The organism is Microbacterium sp. NPDC089987 (assembly GCF_044748505.1).
Lineage (GTDB): Bacteria > Actinomycetota > Actinomycetes > Actinomycetales > Microbacteriaceae > Microbacterium.
Genome location: NZ_JBIVGE010000001.1, coordinates 1,454,807 through 1,473,657 on the forward strand (window position 1 = coordinate 1,454,807; position 18,851 = coordinate 1,473,657).

General features: G+C 70.5%; 19 protein-coding genes and 1 tRNA gene. 11 read left to right on the plus strand and 9 right to left on the minus strand.

What is annotated here, in order from left to right; translation table 11 throughout:
• Positions 1-38: 38 nt before the first annotated feature.
• From ACIPV2_RS06845 to ACIPV2_RS06860, 4 genes are read left to right on the plus strand one after another with little or no spacing between them, the layout of a single operon-like run.
• Positions 39-1,427: an aldehyde dehydrogenase family protein gene (locus ACIPV2_RS06845; RefSeq protein ID WP_400839602.1), complete on the plus strand. Its 1,389-nt coding sequence runs from the start codon at positions 39-41 to the stop codon at positions 1,425-1,427.
• Positions 1,424-2,881 carry a D-glycero-beta-D-manno-heptose 1-phosphate adenylyltransferase gene (gene rfaE2 / locus ACIPV2_RS06850; protein WP_400839604.1) on the plus strand — a complete coding sequence of 486 codons (1,458 nt, stop codon included), beginning with the start codon at positions 1,424-1,426 and terminating at the stop codon, positions 2,879-2,881. Before ACIPV2_RS06845 ends, rfaE2 begins: the two co-directional genes overlap by 4 nt.
• Positions 2,881-3,915, plus strand: a complete 1,035-nt coding sequence (locus tag ACIPV2_RS06855; protein ID WP_400839605.1) for a glycosyltransferase family 2 protein — start codon at positions 2,881-2,883, stop codon at positions 3,913-3,915. Before rfaE2 ends, ACIPV2_RS06855 begins: the two co-directional genes overlap by 1 nt.
• Complete coding sequence (locus ACIPV2_RS06860) at positions 3,821-4,015, plus strand: DUF2795 domain-containing protein (protein ID WP_101186793.1); 195 nt, start codon at positions 3,821-3,823, stop codon at positions 4,013-4,015. Before ACIPV2_RS06855 ends, ACIPV2_RS06860 begins: the two co-directional genes overlap by 95 nt.
• Positions 4,016-4,018: 3 nt before the next feature.
• On the opposite strand, the gene pabB is transcribed toward ACIPV2_RS06860, so the two are convergent.
• Positions 4,019-5,335, minus strand: a complete 1,317-nt coding sequence (pabB, locus tag ACIPV2_RS06865; RefSeq protein WP_400839953.1) for an aminodeoxychorismate synthase component I — start codon at positions 5,333-5,335, stop codon at positions 4,019-4,021.
• Positions 5,336-5,395: 60 nt separating this feature from the next.
• Between pabB and ACIPV2_RS06870 the strand changes: the two genes are divergently transcribed.
• The 5 genes from ACIPV2_RS06870 to ACIPV2_RS06890 all read left to right on the plus strand — a co-directional run bounded on the left by ACIPV2_RS06870 (position 5,396) and on the right by ACIPV2_RS06890 (position 11,021).
• Positions 5,396-6,073, plus strand: coding sequence for a DedA family protein (locus ACIPV2_RS06870; RefSeq protein ID WP_400839608.1), 678 nt, complete (start codon positions 5,396-5,398; stop codon positions 6,071-6,073).
• Between the two features lie 33 nt (positions 6,074-6,106).
• Positions 6,107-7,129 carry an App1 family protein gene (locus ACIPV2_RS06875; protein ID WP_101186795.1) on the plus strand — a complete coding sequence of 341 codons (1,023 nt, stop codon included), beginning with the start codon at positions 6,107-6,109 and terminating at the stop codon, positions 7,127-7,129.
• 13 nt (positions 7,130-7,142) lie between these two features.
• Positions 7,143-8,048, plus strand: coding sequence for a 3-methyladenine DNA glycosylase (locus tag ACIPV2_RS06880; protein WP_400839610.1), 906 nt, complete (start codon positions 7,143-7,145; stop codon positions 8,046-8,048).
• Positions 8,049-8,118: 70 nt separating this feature from the next.
• Entirely contained in the window at positions 8,119-10,566 is a 2,448-nt protein-coding gene (locus tag ACIPV2_RS06885) for a molybdopterin oxidoreductase family protein (RefSeq protein ID WP_400839612.1), read from the plus strand.
• Positions 10,563-11,021, plus strand: coding sequence for a hypothetical protein (locus tag ACIPV2_RS06890; protein ID WP_400839613.1), 459 nt, complete (start codon positions 10,563-10,565; stop codon positions 11,019-11,021). The genes ACIPV2_RS06885 and ACIPV2_RS06890 overlap by 4 nt, the downstream gene beginning before the upstream one ends.
• 40 nt (positions 11,022-11,061) lie before the next feature.
• Here ACIPV2_RS06890 and ACIPV2_RS06895 read toward each other — a convergent pair whose 3' ends face one another.
• Positions 11,062-12,234, minus strand: coding sequence for a glycoside hydrolase family 3 N-terminal domain-containing protein (locus ACIPV2_RS06895; protein WP_400839614.1), 1,173 nt, complete (start codon positions 12,232-12,234; stop codon positions 11,062-11,064).
• 10 nt (positions 12,235-12,244) lie between these two features.
• Positions 12,245-13,312: an FAD-dependent oxidoreductase gene (locus ACIPV2_RS06900; protein WP_400839616.1), complete on the minus strand. Its 1,068-nt coding sequence runs from the start codon at positions 13,310-13,312 to the stop codon at positions 12,245-12,247.
• Between the two features lie 124 nt (positions 13,313-13,436).
• Here ACIPV2_RS06900 and ACIPV2_RS06905 point away from each other — a divergent pair, with 124 nt between their 5' ends.
• The gene (locus tag ACIPV2_RS06905; protein WP_400839618.1) at positions 13,437-14,576 is read left to right on the plus strand and encodes a calcium:proton antiporter; all 1,140 of its coding nucleotides are present in this window, start codon (positions 13,437-13,439) and stop codon (positions 14,574-14,576) included.
• A gap of 53 nt (positions 14,577-14,629) precedes the next feature.
• Here the strand turns inward: ACIPV2_RS06905 and ACIPV2_RS06910 are convergent.
• A tRNA-Ala gene (locus ACIPV2_RS06910) sits at positions 14,630-14,702 on the minus strand.
• Positions 14,703-14,899: 197 nt separating this feature from the next.
• Here ACIPV2_RS06910 and ACIPV2_RS06915 point away from each other — a divergent pair.
• On the plus strand, positions 14,900-15,103 hold the full coding sequence (locus ACIPV2_RS06915; protein WP_400839620.1) for a hypothetical protein: 204 nt from the start codon (positions 14,900-14,902) through the stop codon (positions 15,101-15,103).
• A 68-nt stretch (positions 15,104-15,171) separates the two neighbouring features.
• Here ACIPV2_RS06915 and rsfS read toward each other — a convergent pair whose 3' ends face one another.
• From rsfS to ACIPV2_RS06940, 5 genes are read right to left on the minus strand one after another with little or no spacing between them, the layout of a single operon-like run.
• Complete coding sequence (rsfS, locus tag ACIPV2_RS06920) at positions 15,172-15,549, minus strand: ribosome silencing factor (protein WP_101186802.1); 378 nt, start codon at positions 15,547-15,549, stop codon at positions 15,172-15,174.
• Positions 15,549-16,667: a hypothetical protein gene (locus tag ACIPV2_RS06925; protein WP_400839622.1), complete on the minus strand. Its 1,119-nt coding sequence runs from the start codon at positions 16,665-16,667 to the stop codon at positions 15,549-15,551. Before ACIPV2_RS06925 ends, rsfS begins: the two co-directional genes overlap by 1 nt.
• Positions 16,664-17,266, minus strand: coding sequence for a nicotinate-nucleotide adenylyltransferase (gene nadD / locus ACIPV2_RS06930; RefSeq protein WP_101186804.1), 603 nt, complete (start codon positions 17,264-17,266; stop codon positions 16,664-16,666). The genes ACIPV2_RS06925 and nadD overlap by 4 nt, the downstream gene beginning before the upstream one ends.
• 6 nt (positions 17,267-17,272) lie before the next feature.
• Positions 17,273-17,485 (minus strand): hypothetical protein, encoded by a 213-nt coding sequence (locus ACIPV2_RS06935; protein WP_400839624.1) that lies wholly within the window; start codon positions 17,483-17,485, stop codon positions 17,273-17,275.
• Between the two features lie 49 nt (positions 17,486-17,534).
• A complete protein-coding gene (locus tag ACIPV2_RS06940; RefSeq protein ID WP_400839626.1) occupies positions 17,535-18,812 on the minus strand; it encodes a glutamate-5-semialdehyde dehydrogenase in 1,278 nt (425 codons plus the stop codon).
• Positions 18,813-18,851 lie beyond the last annotated feature (39 nt).

Here is an 18,851-nt window from a genome sequence, read left to right on the forward strand (position 1 = left end):
CCGGAGAAGAACGACCCTGGCGACGAGAGGCTGCGACGATGTTCGACACGATGATCAGCACGGATACCGAGATCACCATCACCGACCCGCGCGACGGCTCGCTGGTCGGCACGCTCGTCGCGGCGGATCCGGAGGAGGTGCGTGCCGCGGTGCGCACCGCGGTCGATGCGGCTCCGACGTGGGCGCGCACCCCCGCCGCTGAGCGCGGCGCGGCCCTGCGGCAGGCGGCCGCGCTGCTCGAGCAGCGCGCCGAGGAGCTGGCCGACATCGAGCAGCGCGAGACGGGGCGGCTGCGCGAGCAGGCGCTGGGCGGCATCCACGCCGCCGTCGGCACGCTGCGCGAGCAGGCCGAGCTCGCCGCGCTGCACCGTGGCCGCAGTCTGCTGGGCGCCGGCGAAGCACTGGATGTCATGCGCCCCGAGCCGCGCGGAGTAGCCGCCGTGGTCACGCCGTGGAACGACCCGGTCGCCGTGAGCTCAGGCCTGATCGGGGCAGCGCTGGCGACGGGTAACACCGTCGTGCACAAGCCCAGTGAGCGCTGCCCGCATCTGGGAGCGCTGCTCGGCGAGATTCTGCAGCCGGCGCTGCCGCCGGGCGTGCTGAGCACGCTCACGGGCGGGGCGGAGGTCGGCGAGGTGCTGGTCAGCTGCCCGGATGTGGCCGTGGTCGCGCATGTCGGCTCGACGCTGGCGGGTGAGCGCATCGCCCGCTCGGTCGCGCTCACCGGCGCGCATCTCATTCGCGAGAACGGCGGCAATGACGCCCTCATCGTCGATGAGGATGTGGATGCAGCGTGGGCTGCGGCGCAGGCCGCTCGCGGCGCGTTCACCAACAGCGGTCAGATCTGCACGGCGGTGGAGCGCATCTTCGTGCACCGCGGCATCGCGGATGCGTTCCTCACCGCGCTGGTGCGCGAGGCGGAGGCGCTGCAGAGGGGTGAGAACGCCCTCGCACCGCTCGTCGATGAGCGGATGCGCGCGCACGTCCATGAGCACGTCGCCGATGCGGTGAGGCAGGGAGCCCGCCTGCTCACGGGCGGGCAGGTTCCGGAGGGACCGGGCAGCCACTATCCGGCCACCGTCCTCGCCGACTGCATGCCCGCGATGCGAGTGCTGCACGAGGAGACGTTCGGACCGGTGGCAGCGGTGGTCGCCGTTGACGACTTCGAGGAGGCACTCGAGCTCGCGCGGCGAGACGAGCACGGGCTCGCGGCGACCGTGCTCACCGCCGACACCGCTCACGCCCTGCGCGCGGCCGATGTTCTGCCGGTGGGCACGGTGAAGATCAACGCCGTGTTCGGCGGCGCCCCGGGCGGCGCAGCCCAGCCCCGCGGACGCAGCGGCTCCGGTTACGGGTACGGCCCCGAGCTTCTCGATGAGATGACGCGCACGAAGGTCGTCCACTTCGAGGCGGCGGTGCGGGCATGAGCACGGCAGAGCACATCGCACGGATCGGCGCGGCGCGTCCGCTGGTGACGGTCCTCGGCGACTTCCTGCTCGACGAGTGGTGGAGCGGGGCGATCGAGCGCATCGCGCGGGAGGCCCCGGCTCCGGTGGTCGACGTCGACGAGCGCCGCGCCGCCCCCGGAGGCGCGGCGAACACCGCACTGAACGCCGCACGACTGGGTGCGCGAGTGCGCGCGGTCGGCTCCGTGGGAGCCGACGCCGCGGGTGACCACGTGCGCCAGGCACTGGCGGATGCCGGTGTCGACGTGAGCCGGCTGCGGCCCGTGTCCGAGCAGCACACGATCACCAAGGTGCGGGTGAGCGCGGGCGACCAGCTGCTGCTGCGGGTGGACGAGACGCGCCCCGCGTCGTGGTCGGAGGCGGCGCTGCAGGTCTTCCTTGATGACGTGCGCGAGGCCGGCGCAGACGCCGACGCCCAGCTGATCTGCGACTACGGCTCGACCCTCACCGACGAGATCGTGCAGGCTCTCGCCGGCATGCCGCGCCCGGCGGTGCGCATCGTGGACGCGCACGACGTGCGCCGCTGGCGCGCCACCGCACCGGACGTCATCACGCCCAACGGCGCCGAGACCGAGACGCTCCTGGGCATGTCGCTCGGCGAGGGCGAGGCTCGCGCCGAGGCCGCCGGGGTCCACGCATCCGCCATCCTCGAGGCGTCCGGGGCGGATGCGGCCATCGTCACCCTCGACAGCAGCGGCGCAGTGCTGCTCGACGCGGGCGGCCAGGCGCATCGCACCCACGCGCATCCGACCCCCGAGAAGCAGGCGTCCGGCGCAGGCGACGTCTTCGTCGCCGCCTTCACCGTGGCCAGGGCGGCCGGCTCGACGGCGGTCGAGGCGGTGCAGTTCGCGCAGCAGGCCGCGGATGTCGCCGTGCGCACGCCCGGCACGTGCACCTGCTCGCTCGAGCAGCTGGACGCCTGGGCATCACGCACGAGCGGCGCGGCTCTCGACGCCGATGAGCTCTTCGAGCGGCTGGAGGAGCACCGCGCCGCCGGCGCGCGGATCGTGTTCACGAACGGATGCTTCGACGTGCTGCACCGCGGTCATACGAGTTACCTCCGCCAGGCGCGCGAGCTGGGCGACGTGCTCGTGGTCGCCGTCAACGGGGATGAGTCGGTGCGCCGGCTGAAGGGACCGGACCGCCCGGTCAACCCCGCCGGCGACAGAGCACAGCTGCTGGCCGAACTGGCGTGCGTGGACTACGTGACCGTGTTCGAGGAGGACACCCCGCGAGCCCTGATCCGGCGGCTCCGTCCGGATGTCTACGCGAAGGGCGGCGACTACACCCCCAGCATGCTCCCCGAGGCACCGGACGTCGCCGCTGTCGGCGGGCGCATCGAGATCCTCGACTATGTCTCCGATCACTCCACCACGCAGATCATCGGCCGCATCCGCGCGGCTCAGCGGAACTGATGACGAATCCGACAGCATCCGAACGACGCCGCAGCAGACGCGGCGCCGCGCACTGGGCCGTGCACGCGGATCCGCCTCCTGCCGCTGTCGATGTGCTGATCCCCACCGCCGGTCGCGGCGCCGAGCTCGCGGTGGCCCTCGCCGGCCTGGCCGCGCAGGACGACCCCGCCTTCCGCGTCGTCATCAGCGATCAGTCGCACGGTCCTGCCAGCACCGACGCCCCTGCGGTGCAGGCCATGATCCGCGTGCTGCGCGCGCAGGGCCGTGCGGTGCAGGTGCATCACCACCTGCCGCGGCGGGGCATGGCCGAGCAGCGGCAGTTCCTGCTCGAGCAGGCGAGTGCGCCGCGCGTGCTCTTCCTCGACGACGACGTCTGGCTCGAGCCCGGCGCCCTTCTGCGGCTGCACGAGGCGCTGACGGAGAGGGGCTGCGGTCTGGTCGGATACGCCGTGCAGGGCCTGTCGTACCTCGATGACGAGCGCCCGCAGGAGCGACAGGAGTTCGCCGGCTGGCGGGGCCTGGTCGAAGCCGAGACCATCCGCCGCGGCAGCCCTGGGTTCGAGCGCTGGCCGCTGCACAATGCCGCGAACATGGCGCACCAGGCCGCCGAGCTCGGTCTGGACGACGATGCTCGCTTCGCCTACCGCATCGCCTGGTGCGGCGGATGCGTGCTGTTCGAGCGCGACGCGCTGCTCGTCGTCGGCGGCTTCGACTTCTGGCCGCAGCTGCCGGCGCAGCATGCCGGCGAGGACGTCGTGGCCCAGTGGCGCGTCATGGAGCGCTTCGGCGGCGCCGGCATCCTGCCCAGCGGCGCGGTGCACCTCGAAGCGCCTACGACCATCGTCGATCGCAGGGCAGAGGCGAGCGAGATCGTCCTCGACCCCGATGTCACGTCTCCGGACCCGCCCGGGCCGGGAGCGCAAGAGAAAGGAAGCAGTCATGAGCGACAAGCCCAACCCCATCCAGATCCAGAAGTTCCTCGGCGGCATCGACTACCCCGCGAGCAAGGACGACATCATCGCCTCCGCGCGTGAGTCCGGAGCCGACGACGCGGTCCTCGATGCGCTGAACGGCATCGAGGACCGCGAGTACGACGGTCCGACCGGTGTCAGCGAGGCCGTGGCCCGCGGATGATCCTCACGGCGTGAGAGCGGCCCAGTCCACGGGAAGCGCCGCGCCGAGAGCCGCGAGCGGGGCGCGCGCCTTGGTCGCAACCTCCGCGACCTCGGCGTCGGGGCGGGAGAGCCAGGTGATCCCGCCCCCGGCGCCGACGGATGCTGTGTGAGCATCCACCACGATCGTGCGGATGACCATGGCGAGGTCCGCTCGGCCATCGAGGCCCATATAGCCGAAGCACCCGGCGTAGATGCCGCGCGGCCCCTTCTCGAGACCGTGCAGGATCGTCATCGCTGACAGCTTCGGCGCGCCGGTCATGCTCCCCGCCGGGAACGCGGCGTCGCACAGGTCGCCGAAGGTGGCGCCGTCGCGCAGCTGAACGCTGACCGTGCTGACCAGCTGATGCACCGCAGGATACGTCTCCACCTGCCAGAGGCGCTCCACCTCGACCGTGCCCGGGACGCCGACCTGCGAGAGGTCGTTGCGCATGAGGTCGACGATCATGACGTTCTCGGCGCGCTCCTTGGCATCCGTCCGCAGCTCTTCCGCGAGCCGTACGTCATCGTCGGGGGTGACGCCCCGCGGTCGGGTGCCCTTGATCGGGCTCGTCGACGCCCGTGCGTCGCGCGTGGAGAGGAACTGCTCGGGGCTGGCGCTGAGCACGTGCTGCTCCCCCACCCGCAGGTAGCCGCCGTGATGCGCCGGCGTCGCCGCGCGCAGCCGTCGGTAGACGGCGAACGGGTCGTCCGGACGCGCGGCCGTGAACCGCGTGGTCAGGCACAGCTGGTACGCATCGCCCCGCTGGATCGCCTGGCGGCACGACTCGACGAGAGCGGTGTACTCGACGGCCGTGTGCCGTGATGCTGCGGTCTGGGAGGCTGAGGCTGGCCGGACGGGCTCGAGCGGCGACGCGGCGAGCGCGTCATCCACGGCTCTCGTCCACACCTCGACGTCCGCCTCGGGGGCGAGAGCGTACAGCTCGCCCGCAGCGTGGTCGATGGCGACGGCGCGCGTGACGGCGATCCAGGTCGGCGACGCCTCGCTGTCCGCGACCGGAGCGCCGTTCGCCGCCGCTCCGTGCTCGTAAGGCAGCCACCCCACCCAGCCTCCGAGGAATGGGATCGCGGATGCCTCTCCCCGGCGACTCAGATCGATGCCGCGCACCGCCTCGGGATCGTCTTCGACGACGCCCGTGCCGATGAGGCTCCAGCCGTCGTGAGGGTCCACTCCGGCATCCAGCCAGAAGGCCTCACCTGCCTCTCCGAACAGGTGCGTGAAGAGAGCCGCCACGTCGGGACGGTGCGTGCCCGCAGGTCGCGCGAGGGCGCGGGCGATCAGCGGAACAGGTGCGGGCACCTTCACAGCGTATGGCTCTCCCGCAGGCTTTACGCTCATGGGGTGAACGACATCGTGCTCTGGGTCATCGAGGCCGTTCAGACCGTCGATCCGGTGCTGCGCACCGTGCTCGCCGGTGTGGCGATCATGCTCGAGACGAGCATTCTGATCGGGCTCGTCGTGCCGGGCGACACAGTGGTGCTCGTCGCCGCGATCGGCGTCGACGGCTGGGTGGAGGGCATCGCCCTCGGCGTCACCGTGGTCATCGGCGCGCTGATCGGCGAGTCGATCGGCTTCTGGCTCGGCACGTGGGCGGGTCCGTACATCCGCGCGTCGTGGCTCGGGCGCCGGATCGGCGAACAGCACTGGGAGCGCTCGGAGCGGTATCTGCGTCGCCGCGGCGGCCTGGCGATCTTCCTCTCCCGCTTCCTGCCCGTGCTGCACTCTCTCGTTCCCCTGACGGTGGGCATGAGCGGGTACGCGTATCGGCGGTTCATCGCCTGGACACTGCCGGCGTGTGCGCTGTGGGCGGCGCTGTACGTGGGTGTGGCGGCCACGGCGGCCGGCAGCTACCCCGAGCTGTCCGAGCGGGTGCACTATGCCGGGTACATCTTCGTCGGGGTGATCGTCGTGCTGCTCGTGGTGCTGCTCGGCGGGAAGAAGCTGCTGGCCCGGCGCGAGGAGCGGCACATGCGCCGTATCGGCGAGCCCGAAGGCGGCGAGCAGCAGAAAGGGCAGTGACCGGCGCAGGCGAACCGTGAAAGACTGGAGCAGATGTCTCCTGCCTCACCGGCGAAGATCCACTGGTTCGCCCGACTCGAACACCGCGTCCACGTCTGGCGCGAGCGCCGCGCCCGCCGACGGGGACGTTCGGCGACGGCCGTTCCGTTCCCCGGATACGGCAGCAGCGCCGGCTGGGTGCGAGTCGTCGGCCGCGCACTGATCGTTCCGGCGCCGCTGAAGCAGACCCGCGGAGAGGCCAGTGTGCGCGGGTGGCGCTCGTTCGTCAGCATCCCGGTCAGCTTCGCCTCGGTCGTCGTCGAGATCGGCGGGCGCACGCACACGGTCGTCGCCGACCGCGGCGGCGTGATCGACACCGTCGTCGAAGCGGATCTGCCGCCTGGGTGGCAGAGCTTCTCGATGTCGGTCGAGGGGCAGAAGCCGGTCGACGCCACCGCTTTCATCGTCGATGAGGACGTCGACTTCGGCGTGGTCTCCGACGTGGACGACACCGTGATGGTCACCGCGCTGCCGCGGCCGTTCATCGCCGCCTGGAACTCGTTCGTCGTCGACGAGCACGCCCGCACCCCGGTGCCCGGCATGGCCGTGCTGCTCGAGCAGCTGCGGCGCGACAACCCCGGCTCGCCGATGATCTACCTCTCCACCGGCGCGTGGAACGTTGCACCGACGCTCACGCGCTTCCTCAGCCGTCACCTGTTCCCCGAAGGGGCGATGCTGCTCACCGACTGGGGTCCCACGCACGACCGCTGGTTCCGCAGCGGTCAGGCGCACAAGACCGGCAACCTGCGCCGACTCGCCGAGGAGTTCCCCAAGGTGCGCTGGCTGCTGATCGGCGACGACGGCCAGCACGACGAGGCGATCTACTCGCAGTTCCTCGAGGAGCATCCCTCCTCCGTCGCCGCCGTCGCGATCCGTCGCCTGCTGCCGGCCGAGGCGGTTCTCGCCGGTGGTCGCGCGTCGGGTGAGCACGCGGAGGGCAGCGTGCCGTGGGTGAGCGCCGAGGACGGCGCCGGCCTGCGTGAGCGCCTTGCCGAGGTCGGCATCCTCGCCGAATGAGCGCCCCACTGGCATGAGCACCTCGCTGATCAGCACTTCTCTGACGCGCACTTCTCTGACCCGCGCCGAGTGGACCGCCCGCGCCCGGGCGCACGCCGAGCGCGCCGACCTGCTCACGGCCGCGCACCGGGACAGGCAGCAGCGCGGCGAGAAGCACCCGGTCGAGGACTTCCTGTTCACCTACTACTCGTACAAGCCCGCGCAGCTGCGGCGATGGCATCCGGGGGCCGGCGTGACGCTGCAGGATGCCGAGGAGCGAGCCGACTGGCGCTGGTACTCCCCCGGCGGCGCCGCTGGTGAGTACCAGCCCGACGCGGCGGCGTTCCGCGCCGAGAAGCCGCAGCTCGCATCGCTCGTCGAGCGGATGCTGCGGCTCACCGCCGCTCGCCCCGGACAGTTCGGATGTTTCGGACTGCACGAGTGGGCGATGGTCTACCGCGCTGACGAGCACCGCCACGCCGTGCCGCTGCGTCTCGGCCGGGCGGGAACGGACGCGGTGGTCGAGGCCGGCGACCTGCGGTGCACGCACTTCGACGCGTTCCGCTTCTTCACCGATGACGCCGTGCCGCGCAACCGCATACCGCTGAGCCGGGACAGTCAAGCCGATCTCGAGCAGCCCGGCTGCCTGCACGCGGGCATGGATGTTTACAAGTGGGCGGTCAAGCTCGGTCCGCTGGTGCCGGGCGAGCTGCTGCTGGATGCCTTCGCGCTCGCCTCCGACATCCGCCGCCTCGACATGGAGGCGGCCCCCTACGACCTCTCCGACTGGGGCGTGCAGCCGGTGCGCATCGAGACCGCAGAGGGCAAGTCCGAGTACGTGCGCCGGCAGCGGGCCTTCGCCGAGCGCGGCAACGCGCTGCGGGAGCGGATCCTGCGGGCCTGGCTGGGCGCGACGCTCGGCTCCCCCGCCGCGCGCTGATCTTCCGCGCCGCCCCTGCCTGAGTCAACCCCCGCTGAGGAGCCGTGCGCGCGGAGTATGGTCCAGCAGCATGGTCGATCGCATCGCTGACATCTGGGGCACCCGAACACCCTTCGCACGCGGAGACGCCTGGCCGGTGCGGGTGGATCAGAAGCTCGCCGACGGGGTGAGCGACGCCGACGTGGAGCGCTGGGTGCAGGCGGCCTGCGTGCTGTGCAGCAACGGCTGCGCCTGCGACATCGCGGTCAAGGACGGCGAGATGGTCGGCATCCGCGGACGCGCGGTCGACGCGGTCAACCACGGGCGGCTGGGCCCGAAGGGCCTGTTCGGCAGCTGGCAGGGCGTGCGCACCCGCGACCGGCTGACTCAGCCGCTGATCCGACGCGACGGCGAGCTGGTCCCCACTGACTGGGAGACGGCGATGAGCGCCATCGTCGAACGCAGTCAGGCCCTGCTGAAGGAGGTCGGGCCGCTCAGCCACGGCTTCTACACCTCGGGACAGCTCTTCATCGAGGAGTACTACGCGCTGGGCATCATCGGCAAGGCGGGTCTGGGCACCCCGCACATGGACGGCAACACCCGGCTGTGCACGGCTACCTCGGCGGCCGCCATGAAGGAGAGCTTCGGATCGGACGGTCAGCCCGGCAGCTACGAGGACATCGACGAGTGCGATGCGATCTTCCTCTTCGGACACAACATGGCCGAGACGCAGACCGTCCTGTGGGCGCGCGTCCTGGATCGCCTCGCCGGAGCGGACCGGCCCCTGCTCGTATGCGTCGACCCGCGCGACACCGAGGTCGCCCGCCACGCCGACGTGCATCTGGCAGTCCGGCCCGGCACGAACCTCGCGCTCATGTACGGCCTGATCCGCGAGCTGTTCGTGAACGGCTGGATCGATGAGGAATACATCGACGCGCACACGATCGGCGTCGACGAGCTGCGCCACACCGTGGAGCGGTGGACGCCGGAGGCGGTCGCTGATACCTGCGGTGTGGCGGCGGACGATGTCCGCAGTGCCGCGCGGATCTTCGGCACCACCGAGCGCATCCTCTCGACCGTGCTGCAGGGCTTCTACCAGTCGTCACAGGCCACGGCAGCGTCCTGTCAGGTCAACAATCTTCACCTGCTGCGCGGCAAGCTCGGCACGCCCGGCAACGGCATCCTGCAGATGAACGGGCAGCCGACCGCGCAGAACACCAGAGAGACCGGCGCCGACGGTGACCTGCCGGGGTTCCGCAACTGGGAGAACCCGGACCACATCGCCGAGCTCGCGCAGCTGTGGGGTGTGCACCCCGACAAGATCCCGCACTGGTCGCCGCCGACCCACGCGATGCAGATCTTCCGCTACGCCGAGCAGGGCAGCATCCAGCTGCTGTGGGTGTCGGCCACCAACCCTGCGGTGTCGATGCCGGAGGCCGATCGCATCCGGCGCATCCTCGGCAAGGACGACCTGTTCCTCGTCGTGCAGGATCTGTACCTCACCGAGACGGCGCGCTTCGCGGATGTCGTGCTGCCCGCAGCCGGATGGGGTGAGAAGCAGGGCACCTTCACCAACGTCAACCGGACGGTGCATCTGGCCGACAAGGCTGTCGACCCTCCAGGGGAGGCGAGGAGCGATCTGGACATCTTCCTCGACTACGCCCGGCGGATGGACTTCCGCAGGGAGGACGGCCGGGCGCTGCTGGACTGGAGCGGGCCGGAGGATGCCTTCGACGCCTGGCGCGAGTGCACCCGCGGCAAGCTCTGCGACTACACCGGGCTCAGCTACGAACGGCTGCGTGGCGGCAGCGGCATCCCATGGCCGTGCAGCGAGGACAACCCGGAGGGCACCAAGCGTCTGTACGGGGATGCGCACTTCCCCACCCACCCCGACCGCTGCGAGACCTATGGGCACGACCTGCTGACCGGTGCCACCGTCGGCCCCGTGGAGTACCGCGCACTCGAGGTGAACGGGCGCGCCATCCTCAAGTCCGCGCCGTATGTCGCAACGCCCGAGGAGCCGGATGACGAGTACCCGCTGCGATTCACCAACGGACGCACGGCCTATCACTTCCATACCCGCACGAAGACCGGGCGCAGCTCGCAGCTGCGCCGCGCGGCTCCCTCGGCTTGGGCGGAGATCTCCCGGGCGGATGCCGAGCGGCTGGGCGTCACCGAGGGCGACATCATCAGTGTGCGCTCCCGTCGCGGCGAGATCGTCGTTCCGGCGCGGCTGGGCGATGTGATGGAGGGCGTCGTCTTCGCCCCCTTCCATTACGGCTACTGGGACAGGGAGGCCGCCGGGCAGCAGCCGGATTCGCCGCCCACGATGGCGAACGAGCTGACGATGACGGAGTGGGACCCGGTGTCGAAGCAGCCGCTGTTCAAGAACTCTGCGGTGCAGGTGCGCAGGGTCGCGGATGCCACCGGGCCGGCGCCCGCGCCGACCACCACCGCGTCGCGGCCGGCTGACCCGGCATCCGCTCCCCCGACCCGCGGCGGTGCGGAGGCAGAGGTGCATGAGGAGGTCCGGTCGTGAAGTTCCCCGTCTACCTGGGCATGCTGCAGCGTGCGGAGGCCGTCCTGGCATCGTCGTTCCGCACGGTCGCCGACGCCCACGGCGACGAGCCGGACATCTTCGTGCTCTGCCACACACTGGCTGACCAGTGCGACGAGCACGAGCGTCTGCTGAGACCGGTGATCCACCGGTATGGCGAACAGCCCGACGACGAGCCGGAGCGTCTGCACGCGGCCGAGATGTCGGAGTCGCGAGAGGGGCCGCTCGGCATGCTCCGCGACCTGCAGGATCTGTACCTGATGGCGTCCATGGTCGAGATGACCTACACCCTGGTGCGACAGGCGGCGCTGGCCCTGCGCGATGAGGAGCTGCTGGGGATCATCGAGACCTGCTCGCATCAGACGTCGGTGCAGATCGCCTGGCTCAGCACTCGCGCCAAGCAGGCGGCCCCGCAGGCGCTCATCGCGGCGCGCTGAGCGACCGGGCGCGTGCTGCCGACGTGTGACCCGGCCGGGATTAGTGCTGGCCCGCCACCTGCATGCGCAGCCGCATGACGTGCACGGCGGCGTCCTGCAGACGATCAGCGCTGAGTCGCCCGTCGTCGACGGCGGCGACGATACCGGTCACCATCTGCGGTGCTGTCTCGGCCGTGGAACCGGCGACCATGAGCACCATGTCATTGCCCGCTTGCAGCGCCGTCACCGCGTTCGCGACGGGATCCTGATACTCGGCGATGCCGGATCCGGTGAGCATGCCCGTATCATCCGTGATCATGACGCCGTCGAAGCCGAGCTCGTCCCGCGCGATCTCGTGCCAGCGTGCCGACAGGGACGCGGGGGCCGGATCGACCGCTGTGTACGCAAGGTGGCCGAACATGAGCAGTTCGGCGCCGGCATCGATGCCGGCGATGAAGGGTCGGGCGTCGCCCGCCTGCCACTGCTGCAGCGTCATCGCCGTCGCGGGAATGCTGTGGTGGGAGTCGCCCGGCGCTGCGCCGTGACCCGGGAAGTGCTTCAGCGTCGAGAGCACGACTCCCTCCTCGCCGTCGACGGCAGCCACCACGCGCGACGAAGCGGAATCGGGGTCGGTGCCCAGTGCGCGGGAGGCGATGAACGATGAGCCGTCGGCCGGCACGTCGGCGACGATCCCGAAGTTCACGTTCGCACCGGTGCCGGCGATGAGGGCGGCACGCTGCGCGAACACCTGCTCGGTCTGTGCCACGTCGAGGGTGTGCACGCCCCGCCCGCCGGGCAGGGTGTCCCACGGCAGGCGCGTCACGACACCGCCCTCCTCATCGATGGCGATCAGCGGCGGCAGCGCAGGGTCGAGGGTGAGCGCATCGCTGACGGCACTGACCTGGGCGGCATCCGAGCCGATGTTCGCGCCCATCAGGATGAATCCGCCCAACGGTGCGCCCTGCGGCGCCGACTGCATGTAGGCGCGCAGAGCCGCCGGATCGGTGCCGGCGACGTGCCCCATCACGACACTGGCAGCCTGCTCGGTCACGCTCATCCCCGCGACGGCATCGACTGCTGGATCGGGCGGCGGGCTGGCCTCGGGAGAGGGCGCGCTGGATGACGCGTGGCGGGTGCCGGAGGGAGCGGCGGCGGGCGCGGTGGGCGCGCAGGCGGCGAGCAGGCAGGCGGTCAGGGCACCGGCCGCGCCGACACGGATGGCTCGAGCACGCATGGTGTCGACGCTACTCGGCGACTCCGACCGCCAGCTGTGCGAGGTGACGGCGAACCGCGCGCGTCGCCGTGCGCCCGGCTCGATTCGCTCCGATGGTGCTGGCTGACGGTCCGTAGCCGACGAGCTGGATCCTCGGGTCGGCGACCGCCGTCGTCCCGCGTCCGTCGCGATCGAGCCGGATGCCGCCCTGCGGGCTGCGCAGGTGCAGGGGCGCGAGATGCGCGATCGCCGGCCGGAACCCGGTCGCCCAGAGGATCACGTCGACCCGCTCGAACGAGCCGTCCGCCCAGCGCACGCCGTCTGGCTCGATCGATGAGAACATGGGCAGCCGCGCGGCGTAAGCACCGACTCGCTCGGCTTCGCGCTCCTGCGGGCGCAGCATCAGTCCGGTGACGCTGACGACGCTCTCCGGCGGCAGCCCCTGCGCGACACGCTGTTCGACCAGGGCGACGGCTGCTGCGCCCGCCTCCGGCGTGAAGTCGTCGGTGCGCCACACCGGTGGCTTCCTCGTGGCCCAGAGCACGTCGGTGAGCGGCGCGAGAGCGCCGAGGAACTGCACCGCCGATGCCCCGCCCCCGACGACGAGCACCCGCTTGCCGCGGAAGTGCTCCGGCCCCGGGTAGTCGACGGTGTGCAGCTGCTGGCCGACGAAGGTCTCGATGCCCGGGTAGTGCGGCACGAAGGGCTGCGTCCACGTGCCGGTGGCATTGATGAGCGTGCGGGTGCGCCACGAGCGCTCTCCCGCGCGGACGACGAGGATGGCCTCGTCATCGAAGACCTCGTCCACGTGCACGGGACGGATGACGGGCAGTTCATGGCTGTGCTCGTAGGCGGCGAACGTCTGCGGCACGGCGAGGTTCGCGCGCGCATGGTCGTGCACGGGAGCGTCGTCTCCCGGCAGCTCCGCGACGCGGTGCACATCGCGCATGGTCAGGGCATCCCACCGGTGCTGCCAGGCACCGCCGGGTCGCGCGTTCGCGTCGAGGACGACGTGCTCGATGCCGAGGCGCAGCAGGTGGTACGACGCCGACAGGCCCCCCTGCCCCGCTCCGATCACGACGCTCTCGAGGATGCTCACACCCTGCCCAACGTCTGCGCAGCGGTCGTTGTTCCTGCTTGCTACCCTGGTGCTGACGCGACCGCCGGGACGACCCGACGGAGAGATCACAGGTGGGGACGGCCCCGCAGATTCGGTTCGCACCGTGACCCGCTCCACCCTCCTGCGCTCTGTTCTGACCCGCACCGCCGTCGTGCGCCTCCTGCTCGGATGGGGATCCTTCGGCGCTCTGCTCGCACTCGTCCCTCTTCTCGACGCTCCTCTGCCGACGCCCCTGCTGTGGCTGATCCTGGGCGCGATCGTCGCAGTCATCGTGGTGTGCGCCTTCGGCGTCGTCACGGAGGCGGAGCATCTCGCACATCGTCTCGGCGACCCGTACGGAACGCTCGTGCTGACCCTGTCGATCGCGGCGATCGAGGTGATCCTCATCTCCGCGGTCATGCTCGGCCCCGGCCAGCACCAGACCATCGCCCGCGACTCCGTGATGGCCGTGTCGATGATCATCATGAACCTCGTGGTCGGCGTCGCGCTCGTCGTCGGCGGACTGCGGCACCCGGGCCGGCGAGCGAACCGCACCGGCGTCCTCACCTACCTCGGCACGCTGGTCGTGCTGCTCGCCGTCGCGTTCGCGTTCCCTGCCCTCCTCGGCGACGAAGGCGCATACCCGCCGGCCGCCGCGGTCACGGTGGTCGTGCTCGTCGTGCTGCTGTACGCGTTCTTCCTGCTGCGGCAGATGGGCGCACGGAAGGCGGATTTCCAGGAAGTGGGCGCAGGACCGGGTGCCAGCGAACCGGCCGCTCGTGCATCGGTCGGATCTGTGTTGACCGAGCACCGGCCTGAGCTCATCGCGCGTGCGCTCCTGCTGCTCGCACTGGCCCTGCCGATCGTGCTGCTCTCGCACGACATGGCCACTCTGCTCGATGAGGGCCTCGACCGTCTGGGCGCGCCGGTGGCGCTCTCCGGCATCCTCATCGCGATGATCGTGTTCCTCCCCGAGACCATCACCACGGTGCGCGCGGCTCTTGGCGGCGAGATGCAGCGGGTGAGCAATCTGTGCCACGGCGCCCTGGTCTCGACGGCAGGCCTGACGATCCCTGCCGTGCTGACGATCGGCCTGATCACCGGTCAGACCGTGTTGCTCGCCGAGAGTCCGGTGAACCTCGTGCTGCTGGGTCTCACCCTGCTGCTGACGCTGGCGACGTTCAGCGCCCGGCGCGTGAACCCGCTGCACGGTGCTGCGCACCTGCTACTGTTCGTGCTCTACCTGGTCAGCGTCTTCGCGTAGCCGCACCGGAGAAAGGAAGAAGTCCCGCGATCTCTCGCGGGACTTCTTGTCGGTGGACCTGAGGGGACTCGAACCCCTGACCCCCTGCATGCCATGCAGGTGCGCTACCAGCTGCGCCACAGGCCCATCTTCGCTGCCGAACTCGACAACCTGATCAGCATACTACGCACCGGCGGGAGACCGCCAAATCGGCGAGAAGGGTCGGGTGTGTCGTCCCCTCTAGCCGCTGCGGGGTGCGCCGTCAAGCGGATCCGACGGCAGACCAGACGGCGCTAGATTCGCCAGACACGACCCGCACGACGTCACCACGAAGAGGAGCGATCATGTCGAACCCCACGCCGAACATGCTGCCCGAAGACCCGGACCTCGAAGAGAACCAGGACACTCCGACCCGCGAGTTGGATGGCGAGCTCGAACTGGACCCCGACGCGGATGCCGACGGGGTCGACAGCATCGACGCCGACCGCCTGGCATCCGGCGCCGAGGACGCGGACGGCGCCTGGGGAGGCGACGAGCAGGTCGGCTGACGCGACTCAGACCGGATCTCGACCCGGCTCAGGCTGCTGAGCCGGTCGAGGTCACGGACGCCGCGAGCTCACTCCCCCGCGGCAGGGGCGGGAAGATCGATCGGGACGACCGGGCAGTCCTTCCAGAGCCGCTCGAGGCCGTAGTAGACGCGCTCCTCGGAGTGGAACACGTGCACGACGAGGTCACCGAAGTCGAGCAGCACCCAGCGCGACTCGGCGCGACCCTCCCGACGCACGCGACGGTGACCCGCCTCGAGCAGCTGGTCCTCGATCTCGTCGGCGATGGCGGCGACGTTGCGCTCGCTGTTTCCGGTCACCAGCAGGAAGATGTCGACCAGCGGCAGCGGCTCGGAGACGTTCAGGGCGATGAGGTCCTCGCCGCCCTTCGCATCCGCCGCACGAGCGGCGATCTGCAGCATCTCTGCGGCGGTTTCGGGGGATTGCATCAAGCGAGGACTCCTGTGGTGAAGGCGATGATCAACGCTGCGGCCAGCGCGAGCGCGAGACCCCCGGCGACGATCGCGAGGGTGAGAGTGAGCTTGTTGCCCTTGTCGGGCACGGGAGGACGGATGACCTCGCCGGCGGGCTTGGAGGTGCTGATCGCCGAGCTGGCGGCGATGGGGGTAGGCGACGACGACGGCGCGAGCTCGCCGTCGATGAGGACGGCGTCGATGTCCTTGCCGTCGGTGGTGCCGAGTGCGTGGCCCTGCGAGCCCATGCCCTCCGGCAGCGCATAGGTGCCGGTGATCAGCAGCTCGCCGGTGGAGGCGACCGGCCCCGAGAGCGAACCAGCGCCGGGAGAAGGTGTGAAGATCAGCGTGCTCGCGGTCTTGTGCGAACCCGCCGATCCGGTCTCGAGCAGGTCGTCGAATGCTGTGGGGATGCCCGGGCCGGCCGGCGCCCTCTTGACGCCGATGCCGAACGCTGCTCCGACCATCGGACGCTCCGGCTCAGCATCCGTCTCTGCGCCGTCTTCCTCGCCGGTCTCGGCGGGCGATGCGCTCGGGAGGTGAGCATCGGAGGATGTCGACTGAGCCGGCTGCGGAGCGAAGGCCGGAACGCTCTCCTCGGCATCGAACGCCGCGACAGCGGGCGCTTCGGCGACGGGCGCTTCGGTGACGGGCACGTCGATGATCAGCTCTTCGACCACCAGCTCTTCGACGACGGGCTCTTCGTCGACCGTGGCTTCCACGACGATCGCTTCCACGACCGGCTCATCGGCTGCGTCGTGCTGCTCGGTCGGGACGACAGGGACGGGACCGGTGCGTCCACGCTCCTGCGCGCGTGCGGCGCGCCGCGTGAGCGGGGCATCCGAAGCGGCGGACGGCGTCGCCTGCGAAGACGACGCGTCGGCTGCCTTCGGCTCGGCTGGGGCTGGTTCGATCGTGTCGGCTGACTGGGGCTCGGCGGGCGCCGTCTGCGCAGGCCCGTCGCTCGGCTTCGGGGTCTGCGCCGCCTGCGCGGCGGCCGCCTCCTCACCGCTGACGACCGGTGTCGAGCCGGTCAGGCGGAGCTCACGCAGCTGCTTGCGCGTGAGGGTGTGCCCGTCCTTTTCAGTGCTCATGCCTTGCTCCGATACAGATGATGCTTCGCGATGTACTGGACCACGCCATCCGGCACCAGGTACCAGACCGGCTGGCCGTCGGCGACTCGCTCGCGGCAGTTCGTCGACGAGATCGACAGCGCCGGCACTTCGAGCTGACTCACATCGTCGGTGGGCAGTCCGTCCGTGCTCAGCACGTGGCCCGGCCGTGAGACGGCGACGAAGTGGGCGAGATCCCACAGTTCATCATGGTCTCTCCAGCTGAGAATCTGCGCCACGGCATCCGCGCCGCTGATGAAGAAGAGCTCGGCGTCGGGACGCTGCGACTTCAGGTCGCGCAGGGTGTCGATCGTGTAGGTCGGCCCGTCCCGGTCGATGTCGACGCGACTCACGGTGAAGTCCGGGTTCGACGCCGTCGCGATCACCGTCATCAGATAGCGGTGCTCACTGGGCGAGACATGCTGCTTCTGCCACGGCTGCCCGGTCGGCACGAACACGACCTCGTCGAGGCCGAAGGAGTGCGCGACCTCGCTCGCCGCGACCAGGTGACCGTGGTGGATGGGGTCGAACGTGCCACCCATCACGCCGATGCGCGGTGCCCGAGCGCTGGAATGGTGCATGCGGTCCTAGTGGCCGTGGCCGTCCTTGCCGTGTTTCAGGGCGTACGCCTCGGCCTTGGCCGCGTGGCGGTTGGCGACGTTGCGGAAAGACAGCGTCACCAGGCCCATCGCGGCGAAGATGATCGCGGCGATGATGCCGAAGATGACGGTCTCAGCCGCCACGTTCCCGTGGTGCTCCGTCTCGGCTGCGGCCATCGCGATCTGTGCGATGAGGTTCATCCTGACTCCGTTCCTGGCCTGGCAAGCAAACGCCTGTCCATTCTAGTCCTCACCCGCGGACCTGGCCGGACCCGCGCGCGAGCCACTTCGTGCTCGTCAGTTCGCCCAGGCCCATCGGGCCCCGTGCGTGCAGCTTCTGCGTCGAGATCCCGACCTCCGCACCGAACCCGAACTCGGCCCCGTCCGTGAAGCGAGTGGAGGCGTTGACCATAACGACGGCGGAATCGACTTCGGCGAGGAACCGCTCGGCGTTGCGGGAGTCGGTGGTGATGATCGACTCGGTGTGCCCCGTGCTGTACCGGCGGATGTGGGCCAGCGCCTCATCCAGATCGTCGACGACCTTGATCGCGATCTCCAGCCCCAGGTACTCCGTCGCCCAGTCGTCCTCCGTGGCGGGGATCGTTCCTGCGACGAGCCCTACGACCATGTCGTCGCCGTGGATGGCCACACCCTCGCTCAGCAGCGCGCTGGCGATCACCGGGATGAGCTGCGGAGCCGCCTGACGGTGCACCAGCACGGTCTCGACGGCATTGCACACGCTCGGGCGCTGCACCTTGGCGTTCAGCACGATGTCGCGCGCCCAGTCCATCGGCGCCGACTCGTCGATCACGATGTGCACCACACCGGCGCCCGTCTCGATGACCGGGACGGTCGATTCGGTGACGACGGTCTCGATGAGCGATGCGCTGCCGCGCGGCACGAGCACGTCGATGAGGCCACGCGCGTGCATCATGGCCTTCGCACCGTCACGACCGAAGTCGTCCACGCTCTGGATCGCCTCGGGGTCGTGTCCAGTATCCGCCAGCGCCTGGCGCATCACCGCGACGAGCACCGTGTTCGACTCCCGGGCAGCGCTGCCGCCGCGCAGCACCACAGCGTTGCCGGCGCGCAGCGCGAGGGCGGCGATGTCGACCGTCACGTTGGGCCGGGCCTCGTAGATCGCGCCGACGACGCCGAACGGAACCCGCACCTGCTCGAGGGCGACGCCGTTCGGCATCCGGTGCCCGCCGAGCACCTGCCCGATCGGGTCGGGCAGGGTCGCGACATCGCGGACGGCGGATGCCAGCGCAGTGACCCGCCGCTCATCCAGGCGCAGCCGGTCGATGAGCGCCTCGCCGATGCCGCCCGCACGCCCGCGCTCGATGTCGAGGGCGTTGGCGTCGACGATGCGCGCGGTGCTCGACTCGATGGCCGTCGCGATCGCCTCGAGCAGATGCGCCTTGTCGGCACTGGTCAGCCGCGCGATCGACCGGGAGGCCTCCTTGGCGCGCACGAGGCGATCCTGCGCGGTGTCCGCGGGGGCGTCGGGGACGAGGGTTGTGCTCATCCGGTCAGTGTATCGACGGACGAACGCGGCCAGGGCCGC